We start from the raw sequence: 15,206 nt of genomic DNA, 5'->3' as shown, positions 1-15,206 counted from the left end.
CCGCCGCTCCCACCGACCGCCGTGGTCAGCCGCGCAGTGCCGTCCGGGGCCGCGGCTGGCAGCGCGGGCAACTGTACGAGGACCGGTTCATGAACGGTTCACGGCGGATCGGGGTGCCGCAGCGCCGGCACGGCTCGCCCTCGCGTCCGTAGACGTTGAGCGACCTGTCGAAGTAGCCGCTCTCGCCGTTCACGTTGACGTAGAGCGCGTCGAAGCTGGTGCCGCCCGAGGCGATCGCCTCACCCAGCACGTCGCGGACGTGCCCGAGCAGCCGTTGCGCGGCCGGGCCGGTCAGCGCGTCGGTGGGCCGGGCCCCGTGCAACCGGGCGCGCCACAGCGCCTCGTCGGCGTAGATGTTGCCGACACCGGAGATCAGCGTCTGGTCGAGCAGGGCGCGCTTCACCTCGGTGTGCCGGCGGCGCAGCGCGGCCACGAACGCCGCGTCGGAGAAGAGCGGGTCCATCGGGTCCCGGGCGATGTGCGCGATCTCGGCCGGCAGTTCCGCCCCACCCTCGCTCACCGCCAGCCCGCCGAACGTACGCTGGTCCACGAAGCGCAGCTCCGGGCCATCGTCGGCGAACCGGAACCGGACCCGCAGATGCGTCTCGTCGGGCGCGTCGGCGGGCTGCAGCAGCAGCTGACCGGACATGCCGAGATGCCCCACCACCGCGTCGCCGCTGTCCAGCGGCAGCCACAGGTACTTACCCCGGCGCCGTACGTCCAGCACGGTCCGGCCGGCCAGCACGTCGGCGAAGTGCACACCGCCCAGGACGTGCCGGCGTACCGCCCGCGGGTGGCGTACCTCGACGGAGCTGATCCGGCGTCCGGTCACCCACTGCGCGAGCCCCTGCCGGATGGTCTCGACCTCGGGCAGTTCAGGCACGGATCGGGTCCGACCCGGCGGCGTCTCCGCCCCGCGTACCGTCCGGGCCATCCGATCCGCCGGTCACGCCGGCTTCGGAGTCGACCTGCCCGTCCTGCTCCGCCTGCTCGGTGAGGGTCCGCCAGGCCGCCTCCGCGGCCCGCTGCTCGGCCTCCTTCTTGCTCCGCCCCTCGGCACCGCCGTACCGGTTGCCGGCGACCACCACCCAGGCGGTGAACGTCTTCAGGTGATCCGGCCCGGTGCCCTCGATCCGGTATTCAGGTACGCCCAGCCCGAGCGCCGCCGTGAGCTCCTGCAGGCTGGTCTTCCAGTCGAGCGCGGCACCCCGTCCGGCCGACTCGGCCATGAGCGGGTCGAAGAGCTTGTGGATGACGGTGGCGGCGGTGTCCAGGCCGTACTGGAGGTAGATCGCGCCGAGCAACGCCTCCAGCGTGTCGGCGAGGATGCTCGCCTTGTCCCGGCCACCGGTGGTCTCCTCGCCCTTGCCGAGCAGCAGGTAGGCACCGAGCCCCTCGGGACCGAGGCCACGGGCCACGTCGGCCAGGGCCCGCATGTTGACCACGCTCGCCCGCAGCTTGGCCAGCTGGCCCTCGGGCAGGTCGGGATGGTTGTGGAAGAGCGCCGTGGTGATCACCACGCCGAGGACCGAGTCACCGAGGAACTCCAGCCGCTCGTTCGTGGGCAGGCCACCGTTCTCGTACGCGTAGGAGCGGTGGGTCAGTGCGCGCTCCAGCAGCTCCGGGTCCAACGAGATGCCGAACGCGGCCTCGAGGTGCCCGACGGACGCCCGTCGCCGCTTGTCGTTGCTCATGGTGTGGTTACCTCGGTGTCGATGATGTGGTCGTGGCCCTTCCAGGCGTGCCCGGCGAGCAACGCGGCCATCTGGTCGGTGGCGCGGTGCCGCCACAGGTGGGCGGCGAGTGCGATGCCGGACGCGACGTCGGCGGCGACTGCCGCACCGTGGCAGACCACCACCGTGCCGGAGACGCCGAGCAGGGCCGCGGCCCGGGGAACGCCGCCGCCAGCCGGCGGGCCGCCGGCCATCGCGTACGCGCCCTCGACCGCCTTGAGCAGCACGTTACCGGTGAACCCGTCGGTGACCACGACGTCGGCACGCGCGCCGGACGAGACGTCGTACCCCTCGACGAGACCGACGTAGCGGGCATTGCAGGGCAGCGGTTCGGCGGCGAGCACCGGATCGGCGGTGCGCCGGGCCCGGTCGCCCTTGCCTGCCTCGGTGCCGACGGAGAGCAGTCCGACCCGAGGTGCGTCGATCGCGTGCGCCACTGCGGCGTACGCGGCCCCGAGCACGGCGTGCCGGGCGAGGATGCCCGCGCGGGGCTCCAGGGAGCCACCCACGTCGAGCAGCACCACGGGACCGCCGACCGCCGGCAGGGTCGCGACGAGAGCCGGGTTACGAATCGTCGGCCAGCGGCCGAGACCGAGCGCGGCGGCGGTGACGGTGGCGCCGGTCGAACCGGCGGACACCATGGCGTCGGCGGTACCGTCGCGTACCGCGGCGACGGCGTCGCGAACGGTGCTCGCCTCGCGTGCGGCGCTGGGGTGGTCGGACATCCGGACCGCGTCGCGGACCGGGCGCACCGTGATCCGGGCCCGGTCCACCGGGTCCAGGGCGGCGATCACCGCGTCGGCGGCCTCGGACGGGCCGACGAGCAGCAGATTCAGGTCCGGATCAGCGCGTACGGCCCGCAGAGCGCCGTCAACCACGACGGCGGGAGCGTCGTCCCCGCCGAGGAGGTCAACGGCGATCCGCACGGTGCCCGGCTCCATCGGAACGCCGGCCGGAACGGACCGGCCGGCGTCGGAGGGAGCCGGGGCACCGGGCGATTGCCAGGGCGCGCGCGCCGCCCGACCAGGGGTCGGGGGCGTCACTCGGCGTCCAGGTCAGACCTCGAGGACCTGACGGCCGTTGTACGTGCCGCAGACGGAGCAGGCGGCGTGCGGCAGCTTCGGGGACTTGCACTGCGGGCACGCCACGGTCGCGACCGCCGCGGTCTTCCACTGCGCCCGGCGGGACCGGGTGTTGCTGCGCGACATCTTGCGCTTGGGGACGGCCACGGTTCTTACTCCTCTTTACGGGTCAGTTGCGACAGGCTTGCCCATCGCGGGTCGATCTGCTGGTGGCTGTGGTCGGCCGGCAGATCGTCCCAATGCACCCCGCACTCGGGGCACAGGCCTGGGCAGTCCTCCCGGCAGAGCGGGTTGGTCGGCAGTGTGAGCACCACCGCGTCCCGCAACGCGGGTTCCAGGTCGATCAGATCGCCCTGCATCCGGCCCACCTCGTCCTCGTCGGTCGTGGTGTCCGTGGTGCTGTTCTCGTACGCGTACAGCTCCTGGATCCGCACGACCACCGAGTCGTTGATCTCGCGCAGGCAGCGGCTGCACTCGCCCCGGACCGGACCGCTCACGGTCCCCGAGACGAGCACACCCTCGGACACCGACTCCAACCTCAGGTCGAGGTCGAGGTCCGCGCCCTCCGGCACGCCGATCAGCTCTACGCCGAGGTCCTCCGGTGCCGGCACCACCTGCTTGACCGTACGCAACGCGCCAGGCCGACGCGGCAGGTCCCTCGTGTCGAGGACCAGCGGCGACCTGGGGTCGAGTGGGTTAGGCGTGTGTTTAGGCATAGTTAGACTCCGGCCGTACGAGGCCGACAAACGAGGTTACCTGGGCGACCGCCGGACCGTCGAACCGGGGGCGACGCCCACCCCGCGTACCGGCTGGCTGTGGTGCCGCTCAGAAGGGTAGCGGGCGCTCCGCCTCGTCACCGCCGAAGGTTCCGATCTCACGCAGCGCATGCATCTTGTCACGGCCGCGCTCGATCGAGGCGAGCGCCCGGGTGAGGAACTGCTCGAAGTTGGCCAGGGCGGTGTCGACGTAGTCGTCGACCTCCTCGCGCAGCCGCTGGGCCTCGGCCCGCGCCTCCGCGATGATCCGCGCGCCCTCGTGCTCGGCGGAGACCGTGATCTCGTTCACCGAGACCAGGCGGGCGTGTTCCGCCTCACCCTCGCTGATGATCCGGTCGGCCTCTCGCTTGCCGGCTTCCATGATCTTGTCGCGCTCGTCCAGCAGCGCGGCGGCCCGACGCAGGTCGGCGGGGAGTTCGGCGCGCAGCTCGTCGAGGGCGGCGATCATCTCGCCGCGGTCGACCATGCAGTTGTTCCGCGACATCGGGACGGACCGCGCCGTATCCACCATGGCGATCAGTTCGTCGATGCGATCGAGCGGGTCCACCGGTACCTCACTCCTGTCGTTCGTCGGCCGATCTCCATGATGCGGGCTACGGCCAGTTTCCTGCTCCACCCATCATCCCGCGCGGCGCGGCCCGACCGCTTCCCCCGGCGACCCGGCGAGTCGAGCCACCCGGGCGGTCCGGACGATTCGCGGCACTTCCCCGCCGGTCGCCCGCGAAAGGCAGACGACCGGCCCCGGCCGTCGAACCGGGGGTCAGGGACGGGCGGGCGGGGAGAGGCGGGCGAGAAGCTCGGAGCGGACCCGGTCGGGGACGTGCGCGGAGACGTCGCCGCCCCACTTGGCCACGTCCTTCACCAGGCTGGAGGAGAGGAAGGAGTAGAGCGGGTTGGTCGGCATGAAGAGCGTCTCGACCCCGGCCAGCCCCATGTTCATCTGCGCCATCTGGAGCTCGTAGTCGAAGTCGCTGACCGCCCGCAGACCCTTCACCAGCACGCTCGCGTGCTGCGCGCGGCAGAAGTCGACGAGCAGCCCGCGGAAGGACTCCACCCGGACGTTGTCGTACGAGGCGGTCACCTCGCGGAGCATGTCGATCCGCTCCTCGACGGTGAACAGGCCACTCTTCGACTGGTTCACCAACACCCCGACGATCACCTCGTCGAAGAGCCGGCTCGCTCGGCCGATGATGTCGAGGTGTCCGTTCGTGACCGGGTCGAAGGAGCCGGGGCACACCGCACGTCTCATGATCGGCGACCGTACCAAAGAGTGGTCTCCCCGTAACGACGACTGCGCTCGCCGGTGACACCCGGCACCCAGCCCAGCGGGGCGCTCCGGCTGGACCGTTCCACCACCACCAGCGCGTCCGGCGCCAGCCAGTCGTGCTCCACGAGGGCGGTCAGCATCGCCGTGATCTCCTCGTCCGACACGGCGTACGGCGGGTCGGCGAAGACCACGTCGTACGGCTCACCCCCCGGCCCGCCGGCCAGCACCGTGGCCACCCGGCCGGTGACCAGGCGGACGGCGGGGCCGGCGCCGAGGGCGGCGATGTTGTCCCGGATCACCCGGGCCGCCCGGGCGTCCGCCTCCACCAGCAGGACGTGCTCGGCGCCCCGGGAGAGCGCCTCCAGTCCGACGGCTCCGGAGCCGGCGTAGAGATCAGCGACGCGTGCGCCGCCCAGGTCGACCTCGGTCTGCACCGCGCTGAACAGCGCCTCCCGCACGCGGTCGGAGGTCGGCCGGGTGCCCGCTCCGGGCGGCGCGGCGATCCGCCGCCCGCCGAACGTCCCCGCCACGATCCGGGTCACGGTCTCCCCCTGTCCATACCCAGGACGCTACGCGACGGCCGGCGCGCGGCGGACGCAGCGGGTCCGGCGTACGGACCCGCGCGGAAGACCATCGCCGACATCGATACGGAGTCGCGGCATGACTACTCGTTCATCTAAGATCACGGATCTACAACATCATCCTTAAGGATCGCTGAGCGCTGTAACGCGCCGTGCCGGGTCGCTATGGTCTGCCGGGTGTCGGGCACGGCGTGAAGACTCCGCCCCGCCCGACACGATCTCCTACCTCCAACCCCCCAGTCATGGAGTAGACGTGAATCGTCTGAGCTTCCGACGCGCCGTGGCGGTAGCCGCCGGCGCGCTGCTCGGCATTGGCGGCGTCGCCACGTTCGCCGCCCCAGCCAGCGCTCACCACAGCGAGCTCAAGGTCACCGCCGAGTGCGACAGCGCCACCGGTGAGTGGGTCACGACCTGGACGGTCGGGACGGTCGCCCCCGCGGGTGTACGGAACTACAAGCTGATCCAGGCCGACGCCGTGAGCACGGGCGGCGAGAACGCCGGCCAGTTCACCATCGACGGCATCCAGGCCGGCGCCGTGGAGGGCAAGGAGTACCCGTACACGGTGGGCGAGCCCGTGGTGGGTCAGGCCCGGCTGGCGAACGACGTCACCGAGGCGTCGCTGACCGTCCGCGCCGAGTGGGACAACAAGTTCAAGGAAACCGAGGCGAAGAGCACCTCCATCAAGTTCAGCGAGAGCTGCGACAAGGTCGTCACCCCGCCGCCGGCCACCGCCAGCCCCAAGGCCACGGTGACCGCCGACTGCACGGGCGACGTCGCGGTCAAGCTGGAGAACGGCGAGGAGGCGACCAAGCCGGCCTCGTTCACCGTCACCGGCACCGACGGCTTCAGCGAGAAGGCGACCGTCGAGCCGGGCAAGGACAAGACGATCAAGGTCCCGGCCAAGAACGCCGGCAAGATCACCGTCACCGAGGAGGACCAGGAAGAGCCCCTCTTCGACGACAAGCCCGCCGCGGCCGAGGGCTGCGTCAAGCCCGGCGAGCCGTCGGGCGGCTACCTGTCGACCTGCGACGAGCTGATCTTCGAGATCTCGAACCCGGCCGACGGCGAGACGGTCACCATCACCTTCACCCCGAACAAGGGTGAGGCCAAGACGCTGACCGTCGAGCCGGGCAAGACCGGCACCGTCGCCTTCAAGGCCGAGGAGGGTCTGACCGTGACCCCGACCGGCGAGGGCCTCGACGAGACCGAGCCGATCGCCTGGGAGAAGCCCGAGGAGTGCGACACTCCGGCTCCGGGCCAGGGTGGCGGCGAGGACGAGCCGACGCTGCCGCTGACCGGTGCCGCCACCAGCGCCATCATCGCCGGTGCGGCCGTGCTGCTGGCCGCCGGCGTGGTGCTGTTCCTGGTGGCGCGTCGCCGCAAGGTGCGCTTCACCGCCTGAGCACGACTGAACTGAACCGAGGGGGCGCGTCGACCATCCGGTCGGCGCGCCCTCGGCGTACGTGCACGCCCTCGCCGCGCCCCGCCGGCCATCCGGTCGGGCCGCGTCAGCCCTTCTCCAGGTATTCCGCCCGTTCCTCGTCGACCAGGGCGGCCACCGAGGCGGCCAGCGCCGGATGCGCGGTCAACTCCGGATCCTCCTCGACCAGGGCGATCGCCTCGGCCCGCGCATCCCGGATCAGATCCGCGTCGCGCAGCAGGGACAGCAGACGCAGATGCGATCGGCGCCCGGACTGGGTCGCGCCGAGCACGTCGCCCTCCCGGCGCTGCTCCAGGTCGAGCTCGGCGAGCTTGAAGCCGTCGGTGGTGGAAGCCACCGCGTCGAGCCGTTCCCGGGCGGGACTGCCCTCCAGCGCCTCGGTGACCAGCAGGCACAGCCCGGCCGCCGAACCCCGGCCGACCCGACCTCGCAGCTGGTGAAGCTGAGACACGCCGAACCGGTCGGCGTCCAGCACGATCATCACGGTGGCGTTCGGCACGTTGACCCCGACCTCCACCACGGTGGTGGCGACCAGCACGTCGAGCTCCCCGGCGGCGAACGCCCGCATCACCGCGTCCTTCTCGTCGGCGGGCAGGCGCCCGTGCAGCACGCCGATCCGGAGCCCGTGCAGCGGTCCCTCGGCCAGCAGCGGCGCCACCTCGGTCACCGCCAACGGCGGACGCCGCCCGGAGTCGTCCTCCCGGGGCGCCGCCTCCTCCGCGACCGACCCGGGTTCGAAGTCCGGCGCCTCCGCGCTGGCCGCTCCGGCCCCGGACCTCGAATCACCGATTCGCGGGCACACCACGTACGCCTGGTGCCCGGCCGCGACCTCCTCGCGCAGCCGACGCCAGGCGCGGTCGAGGAAGGCCGGCTTCTCGGCGGCCGGCACCACGTGCGAGGCGATCGGCGAGCGCCCCTGCGGAAGCTGGGAGAGGGTGGAGATCTCCAGGTCGCCGTAGACGGTCATCGCCACGGTGCGCGGGATCGGAGTCGCCGTCATGACCAGCACGTGTGGCGGCTGGTCGGCCTTGGCCCGCAACGCGTCCCGCTGCTCCACCCCGAAGCGGTGCTGCTCGTCGACCACCACCAGCCCCAGGTCGGCGAAGTCGACTCCTTCGTAGAGCAGGGCGTGCGTGCCGATCACGACGCCGGCGCGTCCCTGCGCCACCTCGGCGAGCGCTCGGCGTCGGGCCGCCGCGCCGAGCGAGCCGGTGACCAGCTCCACCCGGGTCGCGTCGGGTGCGGCGTCCAGCTCCCCGGCCCGACCGAGCGGACCGAGCAGGTCGAGGATGCCCCGGTAGTGCTGGGCGGCCAGCACCTCGGTCGGCGCGAGCAGCGCGGCCTGCCCACCGGCGTCGACGACCTGGAGCATCGCGCGCAGCGCGACCACGGTTTTGCCGGAGCCGACCTCGCCCTGGAGCAGCCGGTGCATCGGGTGCGCGGTGGCCAGGTCGGCGGCGATCTCCCGGCCGACGGTCTGCTGCCCGGAGGTCAGCTCGTACGGCAGCCGGGCGTCGAACGCGTCCCGCAGGCCGCCCGCACGCGGCTCCCGGGCCTTCGCCGGCCAGTCGGCGGCCCGATGCTTGCGCTGCACCAGCGTCAGCTGCACGGCGAACGCCTCGTCCCACTTGAGCCGGCGCCGGGCGCGGTAGAGCTCCTCCTTGCTGGTGGGCCGGTGGATCTCCCGCAGCGCGGGCCCGATGCCCACCAGGTTGCGGCTGCCCCGTACCGCCGCCGGTAGCGGATCCTCCGGCGGGGTGAACGTGTCCAGGACCACCCGGACGCACCGGGCGATCACCCAGGTCGGCACCGCCGCGGCCGCCGGGTAGACCGGGATCAGCGCACCGGCGAACTCCTCGACCTCCTCATTGGCCGCAGCCTCGCCCTCGCCCCCCTCACCGAGCAGGACGTACTCCGGGCCGTTGAGCTGCCGCTTGCCCCGGAACTCGGTGACCTTGCCGGCGAAGAGCCCCCACCGCCCCGGACGCAGCTCCCGCTCGCGCCAGGCCTGGTTGCCGAAGAAGGTGAGGGTGAGAACCCCGCCGGAGCCGTCACCGACCGTCACCTCGAGCAGGTTGCCCCGGCGCTGGCGCATCGGCCGCACCGCGGTGCGCTGCACCTGGGCCAGCACCGTCACCTGCTCGCCGACGTCCAGGGAACGGATGTCGGTGTGCTCGCCGCGCTCGTCGTAGCGGCGCGGGAAGTGGTAAATCAGGTCGCCGGCGGTGTGCAGGTCGAGGTGGGACGCCAGGGCCTTGGCGGTCTTCTCCCCGACCAGTTTCTTCAACGGCGTGTCCACCCCGGCCGGCTCACTCATGACGCGCCCCCGCGCCGGACCCGATGATCTGCTCGCTCATTCGACCCCCACCAGGAGCGGATAGTGCGGTTGCCCGCCCGGGTACGCGTGCACCTCCACGAACGGCCAGCGGCTCCCCACGTGCGCGCGGACCGCTTCGACGAGCCCGGCCGGTGCGTCGGCTCCGGAGATCAGGGTGACCAGCTCGCCGCCGCCGCCGAGCATCCGGTCGACCACGGCGACGCAGGTGCCCACGAGATCGGCCCCGATCAGATGCACCTCCCCCTCCACCAGGGCCAGCACGTCGCCGGGCGCGCAGGGCCCGGCGACGGTGAGCGCCGCGCGACCGGCGTGGCAGACCTCGGCGTAGCGGCAGGCCCCCGCCGCCTCCGCCATGGCGATGACGTCGTCCTCGAAGCGTCGCCCCGGGTCACGGACCGCCAGCGCGGCCAGCGCCTGCACCGGGGAACGGGTGGGCACCACACTGACCTTGACGCCCAGACGGTGCGCCTCCTTCGCGGCGGCGCTCGCCACCGCTTCGGTGTTGCCGTCATTGGGCAGCACCACCACCCGCGCCGCGCCGGTGGCCCGGATGGCGTCCAGCAGCTCACCGGTGGACGGGTTGCCCGGTACCACGGTGGCGCCCTCGGCACGGAAGAGCTCGGCGATCCCGGCGCCGGGCGCCACCACCACGGCGGCCCGGCCGTCCGTGGCGGGGGCCGGTGGCGCGGTCTGGTCCGCGAAGCGGGTCACCGAGATCCGGTGCGGCCGGCCGGCGACCACACCCGCCTCGATCGCCGCGCCGACGTCGTTGACGTGCACGTGCACGTTCCAGGTGCCGACGCCGGCGGCACCGTCCCCGACGATCACGAGGGAGTCGCCCAGCGCGTCCAACACATCGCGCATCCGGTCGACCGCCACCCGCTCGGCGTCGAGGAGGAACTGCACCTCGTAGGCGTACCGGTCGGAGCCGGTCTCCCGGACGGCGGTGGCGGGTGGGACGACCGCTCGCGGCACGGGCGCCGGCCGGGCCGGACGTTCCCCGGTCACCACCTCGACCAGGGCGTCCAGCAGTAGGCACAGCCCGCGGCCGCCCGCGTCGACCACGCCGGCCCGGGCCAGCGCGGGCAACTGGTCGGGGGTACGCGCCAGCGCCGACGCGGCTTCCCGCGCCGCGGCCCCGGCCACGGTGCACAGGTCGTCGGTGTCCGCCTGCTCGGCCGCAGCGGCCGCTGCGGCGACCACGCTGAGCAGGGTGCCCTCCACCGGTCGGGTCACCGCCCGGTAGGCGGCGGCGGTCGCGTCAGCCAGCGCGGACGCCAGCACCCGCCCGCGTACCGCCGGCACCGCGCCGGCCGCGTCGGCGAAACCGCGCAGGATCTGCGAGAGGATCACCCCGGAGTTGCCCCGCGCGCCGAGCAGGGCACCCCGGGCCATCAGCCGCAGCGCGTGCCCGTGCGGCGTGGCCTCGCCGTCGGGGAGCGTGTCCAGGTCCATGGCGAGCGCCTGCTGAGCCGAGGTCAGCGTGAGCACCATGTTCGTGCCGGTGTCGCCGTCGGGCACGGGGTAGACGTTCAACTGGTCGATCTCGGTCTGGTGCCGCTTGAGCGCGGCCAACCCGTCCGCGCACCAGCGGCGGACCGCGGCGGCGTCGAGGGTGTCCAGCACGGCGAGAAGCCTACTGGCGGCGGCGGACACCCGCCGGGCTCGCCCGGCGTGTCCCGCGGCCGCCCGCTATCCTGCTTCGCGGCTCCGGCACGGTGACCGGTGCTCGCCGCCCCGGCCCGGTTGGGCAGACCGGCTGGTCATCGGGTAACCTGGCCAGGTTGCCCGGGCAGCACCTGCGGCCGGCGACCTCATGAACGTTTCAATCTCAGGAGTATCCCGTGGCTAGCGTGTGCGACGTCTGTGGCAAGGGACCGGGCTTCGGCCACAACGTGTCCCACTCGCACCGGCGGACCAACCGCCGCTGGAACCCGAACATCCAGTCGGTGCGTACCCCGGCCGGTGGCGGCACCACCAAGAAGCTGCAGGTCTGCACCTCGTGCATCAAGGCCGGCAAGGTCACCCGCGCCTGATCCGGCGGTAGCCGACCACACCCGATCACGACCAGCCGGCGGACCCAGGTCCGCCGGCCTTGTCGTATGCGCGAGGTCTGACAGGTAGCCGACGAGGCATAGACCATCGCCGTGTGTCCGGTTAGGGTCTCCCTGCGCCGAGCGCCGGATCGTCCGGTGCGGCGCTCACGGGGAGGGGCAGGCCGTGCAGGACCTGGGCCGGGAGCAGATGATCATCGTCGGGGCCTCGCAGGGAATGCTGCGCTGGTTCGCCGAGGATCTACCCGCCGGAAGCGTCGTGCTCATCGAGGAACCCGACGTGATCCGCCGCCGGGACATCGATCGCCTCGCCGCGGAACTGCCCTTCGTCTCCCGGGTCGTCCCCGCCGAGTACCAGACGGGCCTCGACGCGGACGCGCTGATCGCGCGCGAGCCCGGACTCACCGACGCCCGGCTGGTGATGCCCGGTTTCGAGTGGTCGGTGGGTGCGAGCGCCCGCCTGGCCGAGGCGCTCGGGCTACCCGGCGCCGGGACCGCTGCCGCCGAGATCTTCACCGACAAGCACCGGATGCGGCTGCTGGCAGCCGAGGCAGGCCTCGCCAACCCGGCGTTCGAGCTGGTCGACGACCCGGCCGCGGCGACCGCGTTCGCCCGCCGGCACGGCGGCCGGTGCGTGCTGAAGCCCACCCGCCGCTCGGGCAGCCTCGGCGTGCAGATCCTCACCGATCCGGAGCTGATCGCCGACGCCTGGGCGGAGACCGCTGATCCGATACTCACGCCGGAGGTCGCCGCTCGCGGGCTGCCCAGCGCCGTCCTCGTCGAGCAGGTGCTCGACGGCCGGGAGCACAGCGTCGAGCTGCTGGTCGTCGACGGTGAGGTCATCTTCGGCAACGTCACCGACAAGCGGGTGATGCTCGGACGGCGCCCGGTGGAGGCGGGGCACACCGTGCCGTCCCTCCTGCCCGACGACGACCAGCGGGCGCTGCTCGGCGCGGCGGCCCGGTTGGGCCGGGCCGCCGGCTTCGGCACCGGTGTGCTGCACAGCGAATGGATCATGGCGGACGGCGTGCCGACCCTGATCGAGTGTGCCGCGCGGCTCCCCGGCGACATGATCACCGCGCTGATCTCGATCGCGTACGAGTGCGGGTTCGTCGAGGCGTACCTGCGGACGCTGCGCGGCGAGCGGCCCAAGCTACCCACCAGGACGACCGGCGCGGCGGCGGCGGAGTTCCTGGTCGCCCCGCCCGGCACCATCACCGCCATCGAGGGCGTCCGGGCGGCCCGCCGGGTCGCCGGAGTGCTGCACGTGCACTTCGACGTCGCGATCGGCTCGGCGGTCGGCGAGGTGACGCACTCGCTGGCCCGCAGCGGGCACGTGATGGCCTGGGGCGCCGACCCGACCGAGGCCACCGCGGCGGCCGGCAAGGCCGCCGAGCAGATCCAGATCGTCACCGCGTAGGGCCGACCACACCGGCGGTGCCGGACGGAGTGCGGTATCAGAGGGTACGGCCGAACGAGATGCAGCCCGGCGAGTCCTTGTAGTAGCCGAAGTTCGGGATGCGCTCGTAGCCGGCCGAGGCGTACATGGCGATCGCCTCGGGCTGTTTGTCGCCACACTCCAGGATCACCCGCTTGCGCCCGTGGGCGAGGGCCGAGCGTTCGATGGCCGCCAGCACCGTCCGGGCCACGCCACGTCCCCTGGAATCCGGGGCGGTGTACATCCGCTTCAGCTCGGCCGTGTCGCCCTCCGCGCCGTGGCTGCGCCAACCGCCGCAGCCGACGGGCTCACCGTCGAGGTAGGCGACGAGGAACGTGCCGTCCGGCGGGACGAACTCGGCCACGTCCACCGGTGTGTCGTCGCCGCTGCCGCCGTACCGCGCGCCCAGGTCGGCCAGCGCGGCCCGGATGAGCTTCTGTGCCACCGCCGAGTCGAACGGCACGGCACGGATGTCGATCTCACTCACCGGCACAGGGTACGACCCTCATCGGAAGTGGTCCCAACCAGGCGATCCGGCGTACGGGCTCCCGTCGACCGTCACCCCGGAGCCCGCGGTCACCTCGCCGATCGGCCGCCACGGCGCGGGCAGGACCACGTCCGGCGGGAAGGTCGCGGCCAGCGCGTGGTCCTCGCCGCCGCCGAGGAGCCAGGCGTACGGGTCGGCGCCCAGCGCCTGCGCCGCGTCGCGCATCTGCGGCGGTACCTCGAAGGCGTCCCGCCGCACGTCGACAGCGACCCCGCTGGCCTTCGCCACGTGTCCCAGGTCGGCCAGGAGCCCGTCCGAAACGTCGATCATGGCGGTGGCCCCGAGCTGGGCGGCCTGCGGCCCCGCCGGGTACGGCACCTCCGGCCGGCGGTACGCCTCGACGAGCAGCCGGGGTGTGCGGAACCCACGGGAGAGCACTGTCAGTCCGGCGGCCGCGTAACCGGTCCGACCGGCGAGGGCGACCACGTCGCCGGGACGTGCCCCGGAGCGCAGCACCGGCGCTCGTCCGCCCAGGTCGCCCAGCGCCGTCACGGCGATGGTCAGCGTGGGGCTGGCCGACATGTCGCCGCCCACCACGCTCGCCCCGACCCTGGCCGCCTCGGCTGCCAGCCCGTCGGCCAGCTCCTCCGCCCAGCTGAGTTCGAGCTCCGCCGGCATGCAGAGGGCGACCAGCAGTGCGGTCGGGGTCCCGCCCATGGCCGCGATGTCGGCCAGGTTCGCCGCCGCCGCCCGATGCCCGATGTCCCGGGCGCTGCCCCAGTCCCGCCGGAAGTGCCGTCCCTCGACCAGCACGTCGGTCGACGCGGCGACCCGGCCGTCCGGCGCGGCGATCACCGCCGCGTCGTCACCGGGTCCCAACAGGGTGGCCGGCCCGTGCGACAGGCGGGCGGTCACCCGCTCGATCAACCCGAACTCACCGACCGCTGCGACGCTCACTCGGTCACCCTCGTTCCGCTCCTGCTGCCCGGCCCCGCCGCGCTCGCTCAACGCATCTCCTCGACCACCGATAGGGTTCGGACCTGCACCGTAGGGTAGTTTCACCCTTCGGGCCGCTCGACGCGGCGGCGGAGGGAGGTCGAGTCGTGGTACAGGCGTACATCCTCATTCAGACGGAGGTCGGCCGCGCGCGTGACGTGGCCGGTCGAATTGCCGACCTCGCCGGCGTGGTACGCGTCGACGCCGTCACCGGCCCGTACGACGTGGTCGTCCTCACCGAGGCGAACACCGTCGACGAGCTCGGCAAACTCATCGTCAGCAACGTGCAGATGGTGCCCGGCATCACCCGCACCCTCACCTGCTCCGTGGTGCGTCTGTAAGTGGACAAGATCACTGAAACCCCCGCCGACGACCGGACCGACGAGCTGCCGGAAGAGGCACCCCCGGATGCCCGGCGTGGCCAGGAGGGCACGAACCGGCGCGCGGCCCTGATCGCGACGTTGGTCGCGCTGCCGATCACGCTGCTGGTGGGCGTGCTCGCCTTCGTCCAGCTCGCGCCGGACTCGCCGGCGCCCGCGCCGAGCCCGTCGGCCACCGCTGCCCGGCCGCAGTCGACCGCGCCGGTCGAGATGGCCGCTCCGGCGCTCGCCACCCGGCCGGCCGTCCTCTGCCGTGCGCTGCTCTCCCAGCTGCCACCGACCGTCCGCGACCTGCACCAGCGTCCGGTGACCGCCGGTCCGGAGCAGAACGCCGCGTACGGGGATCCGGCCGTCACCCTGGCGTGCGGCGGTGCCGAGCCGTCGCTCCCGCCCACGTCCGACGTCTACTCGGTCAACAAGGTCTGCTGGTACGCCGACGAACAGCCGGACGCGACCGTGCTCACCACCGTCGACCGGGAGACCGCGGTGACGGTGCGGGTACCCCGCGAGTACGGGGCGGCGTTGCAGTGGGTGCCGCCGATCTCGGACACGATCGTGGCCGCGGTTCCCTCCGGCGGCGACATTCCCGCCGGCTGCCGCGGCTGACCTCACCCCACCGTGGGTGCGGGCCCG

17 protein-coding genes are annotated in these 15,206 nt (G+C 72.9%); 5 read left to right on the top strand and 12 right to left on the bottom strand.

Going from position 1 to position 15,206, the window contains the following annotated elements:
* Nucleotides 1-25 precede the first annotated feature (25 nt).
* From mutM to rsmD, 8 genes are all read right to left on the bottom strand, one after another.
* Entirely contained in the window at nucleotides 26-883 is an 858-nt protein-coding gene (gene mutM / locus BXA10_RS12585; RefSeq protein WP_076470584.1) for a bifunctional DNA-formamidopyrimidine glycosylase/DNA-(apurinic or apyrimidinic site) lyase, read from the bottom strand.
* Entirely contained in the window at nucleotides 876-1,694 is an 819-nt protein-coding gene (gene rnc / locus BXA10_RS12580; RefSeq protein ID WP_076470492.1) for a ribonuclease III, read from the bottom strand. The genes mutM and rnc overlap by 8 nt, the downstream gene beginning before the upstream one ends.
* Nucleotides 1,691-2,674, bottom strand: coding sequence for a phosphate acyltransferase PlsX (locus BXA10_RS12575; protein WP_076470491.1), 984 nt, complete (start codon nucleotides 2,672-2,674; stop codon nucleotides 1,691-1,693). The genes rnc and BXA10_RS12575 overlap by 4 nt, the downstream gene beginning before the upstream one ends.
* Nucleotides 2,675-2,788: 114 nt before the next feature.
* A complete protein-coding gene (rpmF, locus tag BXA10_RS12570; RefSeq protein WP_076470490.1) occupies nucleotides 2,789-2,962 on the bottom strand; it encodes a 50S ribosomal protein L32 in 174 nt (57 codons plus the stop codon).
* Nucleotides 2,963-2,967: 5 nt separating this feature from the next.
* On the bottom strand, nucleotides 2,968-3,531 hold the full coding sequence (locus BXA10_RS12565) for a YceD family protein (protein ID WP_076470489.1): 564 nt from the start codon (nucleotides 3,529-3,531) through the stop codon (nucleotides 2,968-2,970).
* A 109-nt stretch (nucleotides 3,532-3,640) separates the two neighbouring features.
* Nucleotides 3,641-4,138 carry an SPFH domain-containing protein gene (locus tag BXA10_RS12560; RefSeq protein ID WP_076470488.1) on the bottom strand — a complete coding sequence of 166 codons (498 nt, stop codon included), beginning with the start codon at nucleotides 4,136-4,138 and terminating at the stop codon, nucleotides 3,641-3,643.
* A 213-nt stretch (nucleotides 4,139-4,351) separates the two neighbouring features.
* The gene (gene coaD, locus BXA10_RS12555) at nucleotides 4,352-4,840 is read right to left on the bottom strand and encodes a pantetheine-phosphate adenylyltransferase (protein ID WP_076470487.1); all 489 of its coding nucleotides are present in this window, start codon (nucleotides 4,838-4,840) and stop codon (nucleotides 4,352-4,354) included.
* Nucleotides 4,837-5,400: a 16S rRNA (guanine(966)-N(2))-methyltransferase RsmD gene (rsmD, locus tag BXA10_RS12550; RefSeq protein ID WP_076470486.1), complete on the bottom strand. Its 564-nt coding sequence runs from the start codon at nucleotides 5,398-5,400 to the stop codon at nucleotides 4,837-4,839. The genes coaD and rsmD overlap by 4 nt, the downstream gene beginning before the upstream one ends.
* A 292-nt stretch (nucleotides 5,401-5,692) precedes the next feature.
* Here rsmD and BXA10_RS12545 point away from each other — a divergent pair, with 292 nt between their 5' ends.
* Entirely contained in the window at nucleotides 5,693-6,841 is a 1,149-nt protein-coding gene (locus BXA10_RS12545; RefSeq protein ID WP_076470485.1) for an LPXTG cell wall anchor domain-containing protein, read from the top strand.
* A gap of 106 nt (nucleotides 6,842-6,947) precedes the next feature.
* Here the strand turns inward: BXA10_RS12545 and recG are convergent, their stop codons facing one another.
* Together recG and BXA10_RS12535 are read right to left on the bottom strand one after the other, a co-directional pair.
* Nucleotides 6,948-9,197, bottom strand: a complete 2,250-nt coding sequence (gene recG / locus BXA10_RS12540) for an ATP-dependent DNA helicase RecG (protein ID WP_076470484.1) — start codon at nucleotides 9,195-9,197, stop codon at nucleotides 6,948-6,950.
* Between the two features lie 36 nt (nucleotides 9,198-9,233).
* Nucleotides 9,234-10,844 (bottom strand): DAK2 domain-containing protein, encoded by a 1,611-nt coding sequence (locus tag BXA10_RS12535; RefSeq protein ID WP_076470583.1) that lies wholly within the window; start codon nucleotides 10,842-10,844, stop codon nucleotides 9,234-9,236.
* A gap of 218 nt (nucleotides 10,845-11,062) precedes the next feature.
* Between BXA10_RS12535 and rpmB the strand changes: the two genes are divergently transcribed.
* On the top strand, nucleotides 11,063-11,254 hold the full coding sequence (gene rpmB / locus BXA10_RS12530) for a 50S ribosomal protein L28 (protein ID WP_013284551.1): 192 nt from the start codon (nucleotides 11,063-11,065) through the stop codon (nucleotides 11,252-11,254).
* Between the two features lie 184 nt (nucleotides 11,255-11,438).
* Entirely contained in the window at nucleotides 11,439-12,692 is a 1,254-nt protein-coding gene (locus BXA10_RS12525; RefSeq protein ID WP_245828220.1) for an ATP-grasp domain-containing protein, read from the top strand.
* Nucleotides 12,693-12,729: 37 nt separating this feature from the next.
* Here the strand turns inward: BXA10_RS12525 and BXA10_RS12520 are convergent, their stop codons facing one another.
* Together BXA10_RS12520 and BXA10_RS12515 are read right to left on the bottom strand one after the other, a co-directional pair.
* Nucleotides 12,730-13,197 carry a GNAT family N-acetyltransferase gene (locus tag BXA10_RS12520; RefSeq protein ID WP_076470581.1) on the bottom strand — a complete coding sequence of 156 codons (468 nt, stop codon included), beginning with the start codon at nucleotides 13,195-13,197 and terminating at the stop codon, nucleotides 12,730-12,732.
* A gap of 18 nt (nucleotides 13,198-13,215) precedes the next feature.
* Complete coding sequence (locus BXA10_RS12515; protein ID WP_076470580.1) at nucleotides 13,216-14,154, bottom strand: thiamine-phosphate kinase; 939 nt, start codon at nucleotides 14,152-14,154, stop codon at nucleotides 13,216-13,218.
* A gap of 146 nt (nucleotides 14,155-14,300) precedes the next feature.
* Between BXA10_RS12515 and BXA10_RS12510 the strand changes: the two genes are divergently transcribed.
* Both BXA10_RS12510 and BXA10_RS12505 read left to right on the top strand, forming a co-directional pair.
* Nucleotides 14,301-14,534 (top strand): Lrp/AsnC ligand binding domain-containing protein, encoded by a 234-nt coding sequence (locus BXA10_RS12510; RefSeq protein WP_076470483.1) that lies wholly within the window; start codon nucleotides 14,301-14,303, stop codon nucleotides 14,532-14,534.
* Between the two features lie 9 nt (nucleotides 14,535-14,543).
* A complete protein-coding gene (locus BXA10_RS12505; protein WP_425436060.1) occupies nucleotides 14,544-15,179 on the top strand; it encodes a DUF3515 family protein in 636 nt (211 codons plus the stop codon).
* Nucleotides 15,180-15,206: the final 27 nt, after the last annotated feature.

Origin of the sequence: Micromonospora avicenniae (assembly GCF_900156065.1) — a bacterium.
GTDB classification, from domain to species: Bacteria; Actinomycetota; Actinomycetes; order Mycobacteriales; family Micromonosporaceae; genus Micromonospora; species Micromonospora avicenniae.
This window is presented reverse-complemented; position numbering and strand designations above follow the sequence as displayed.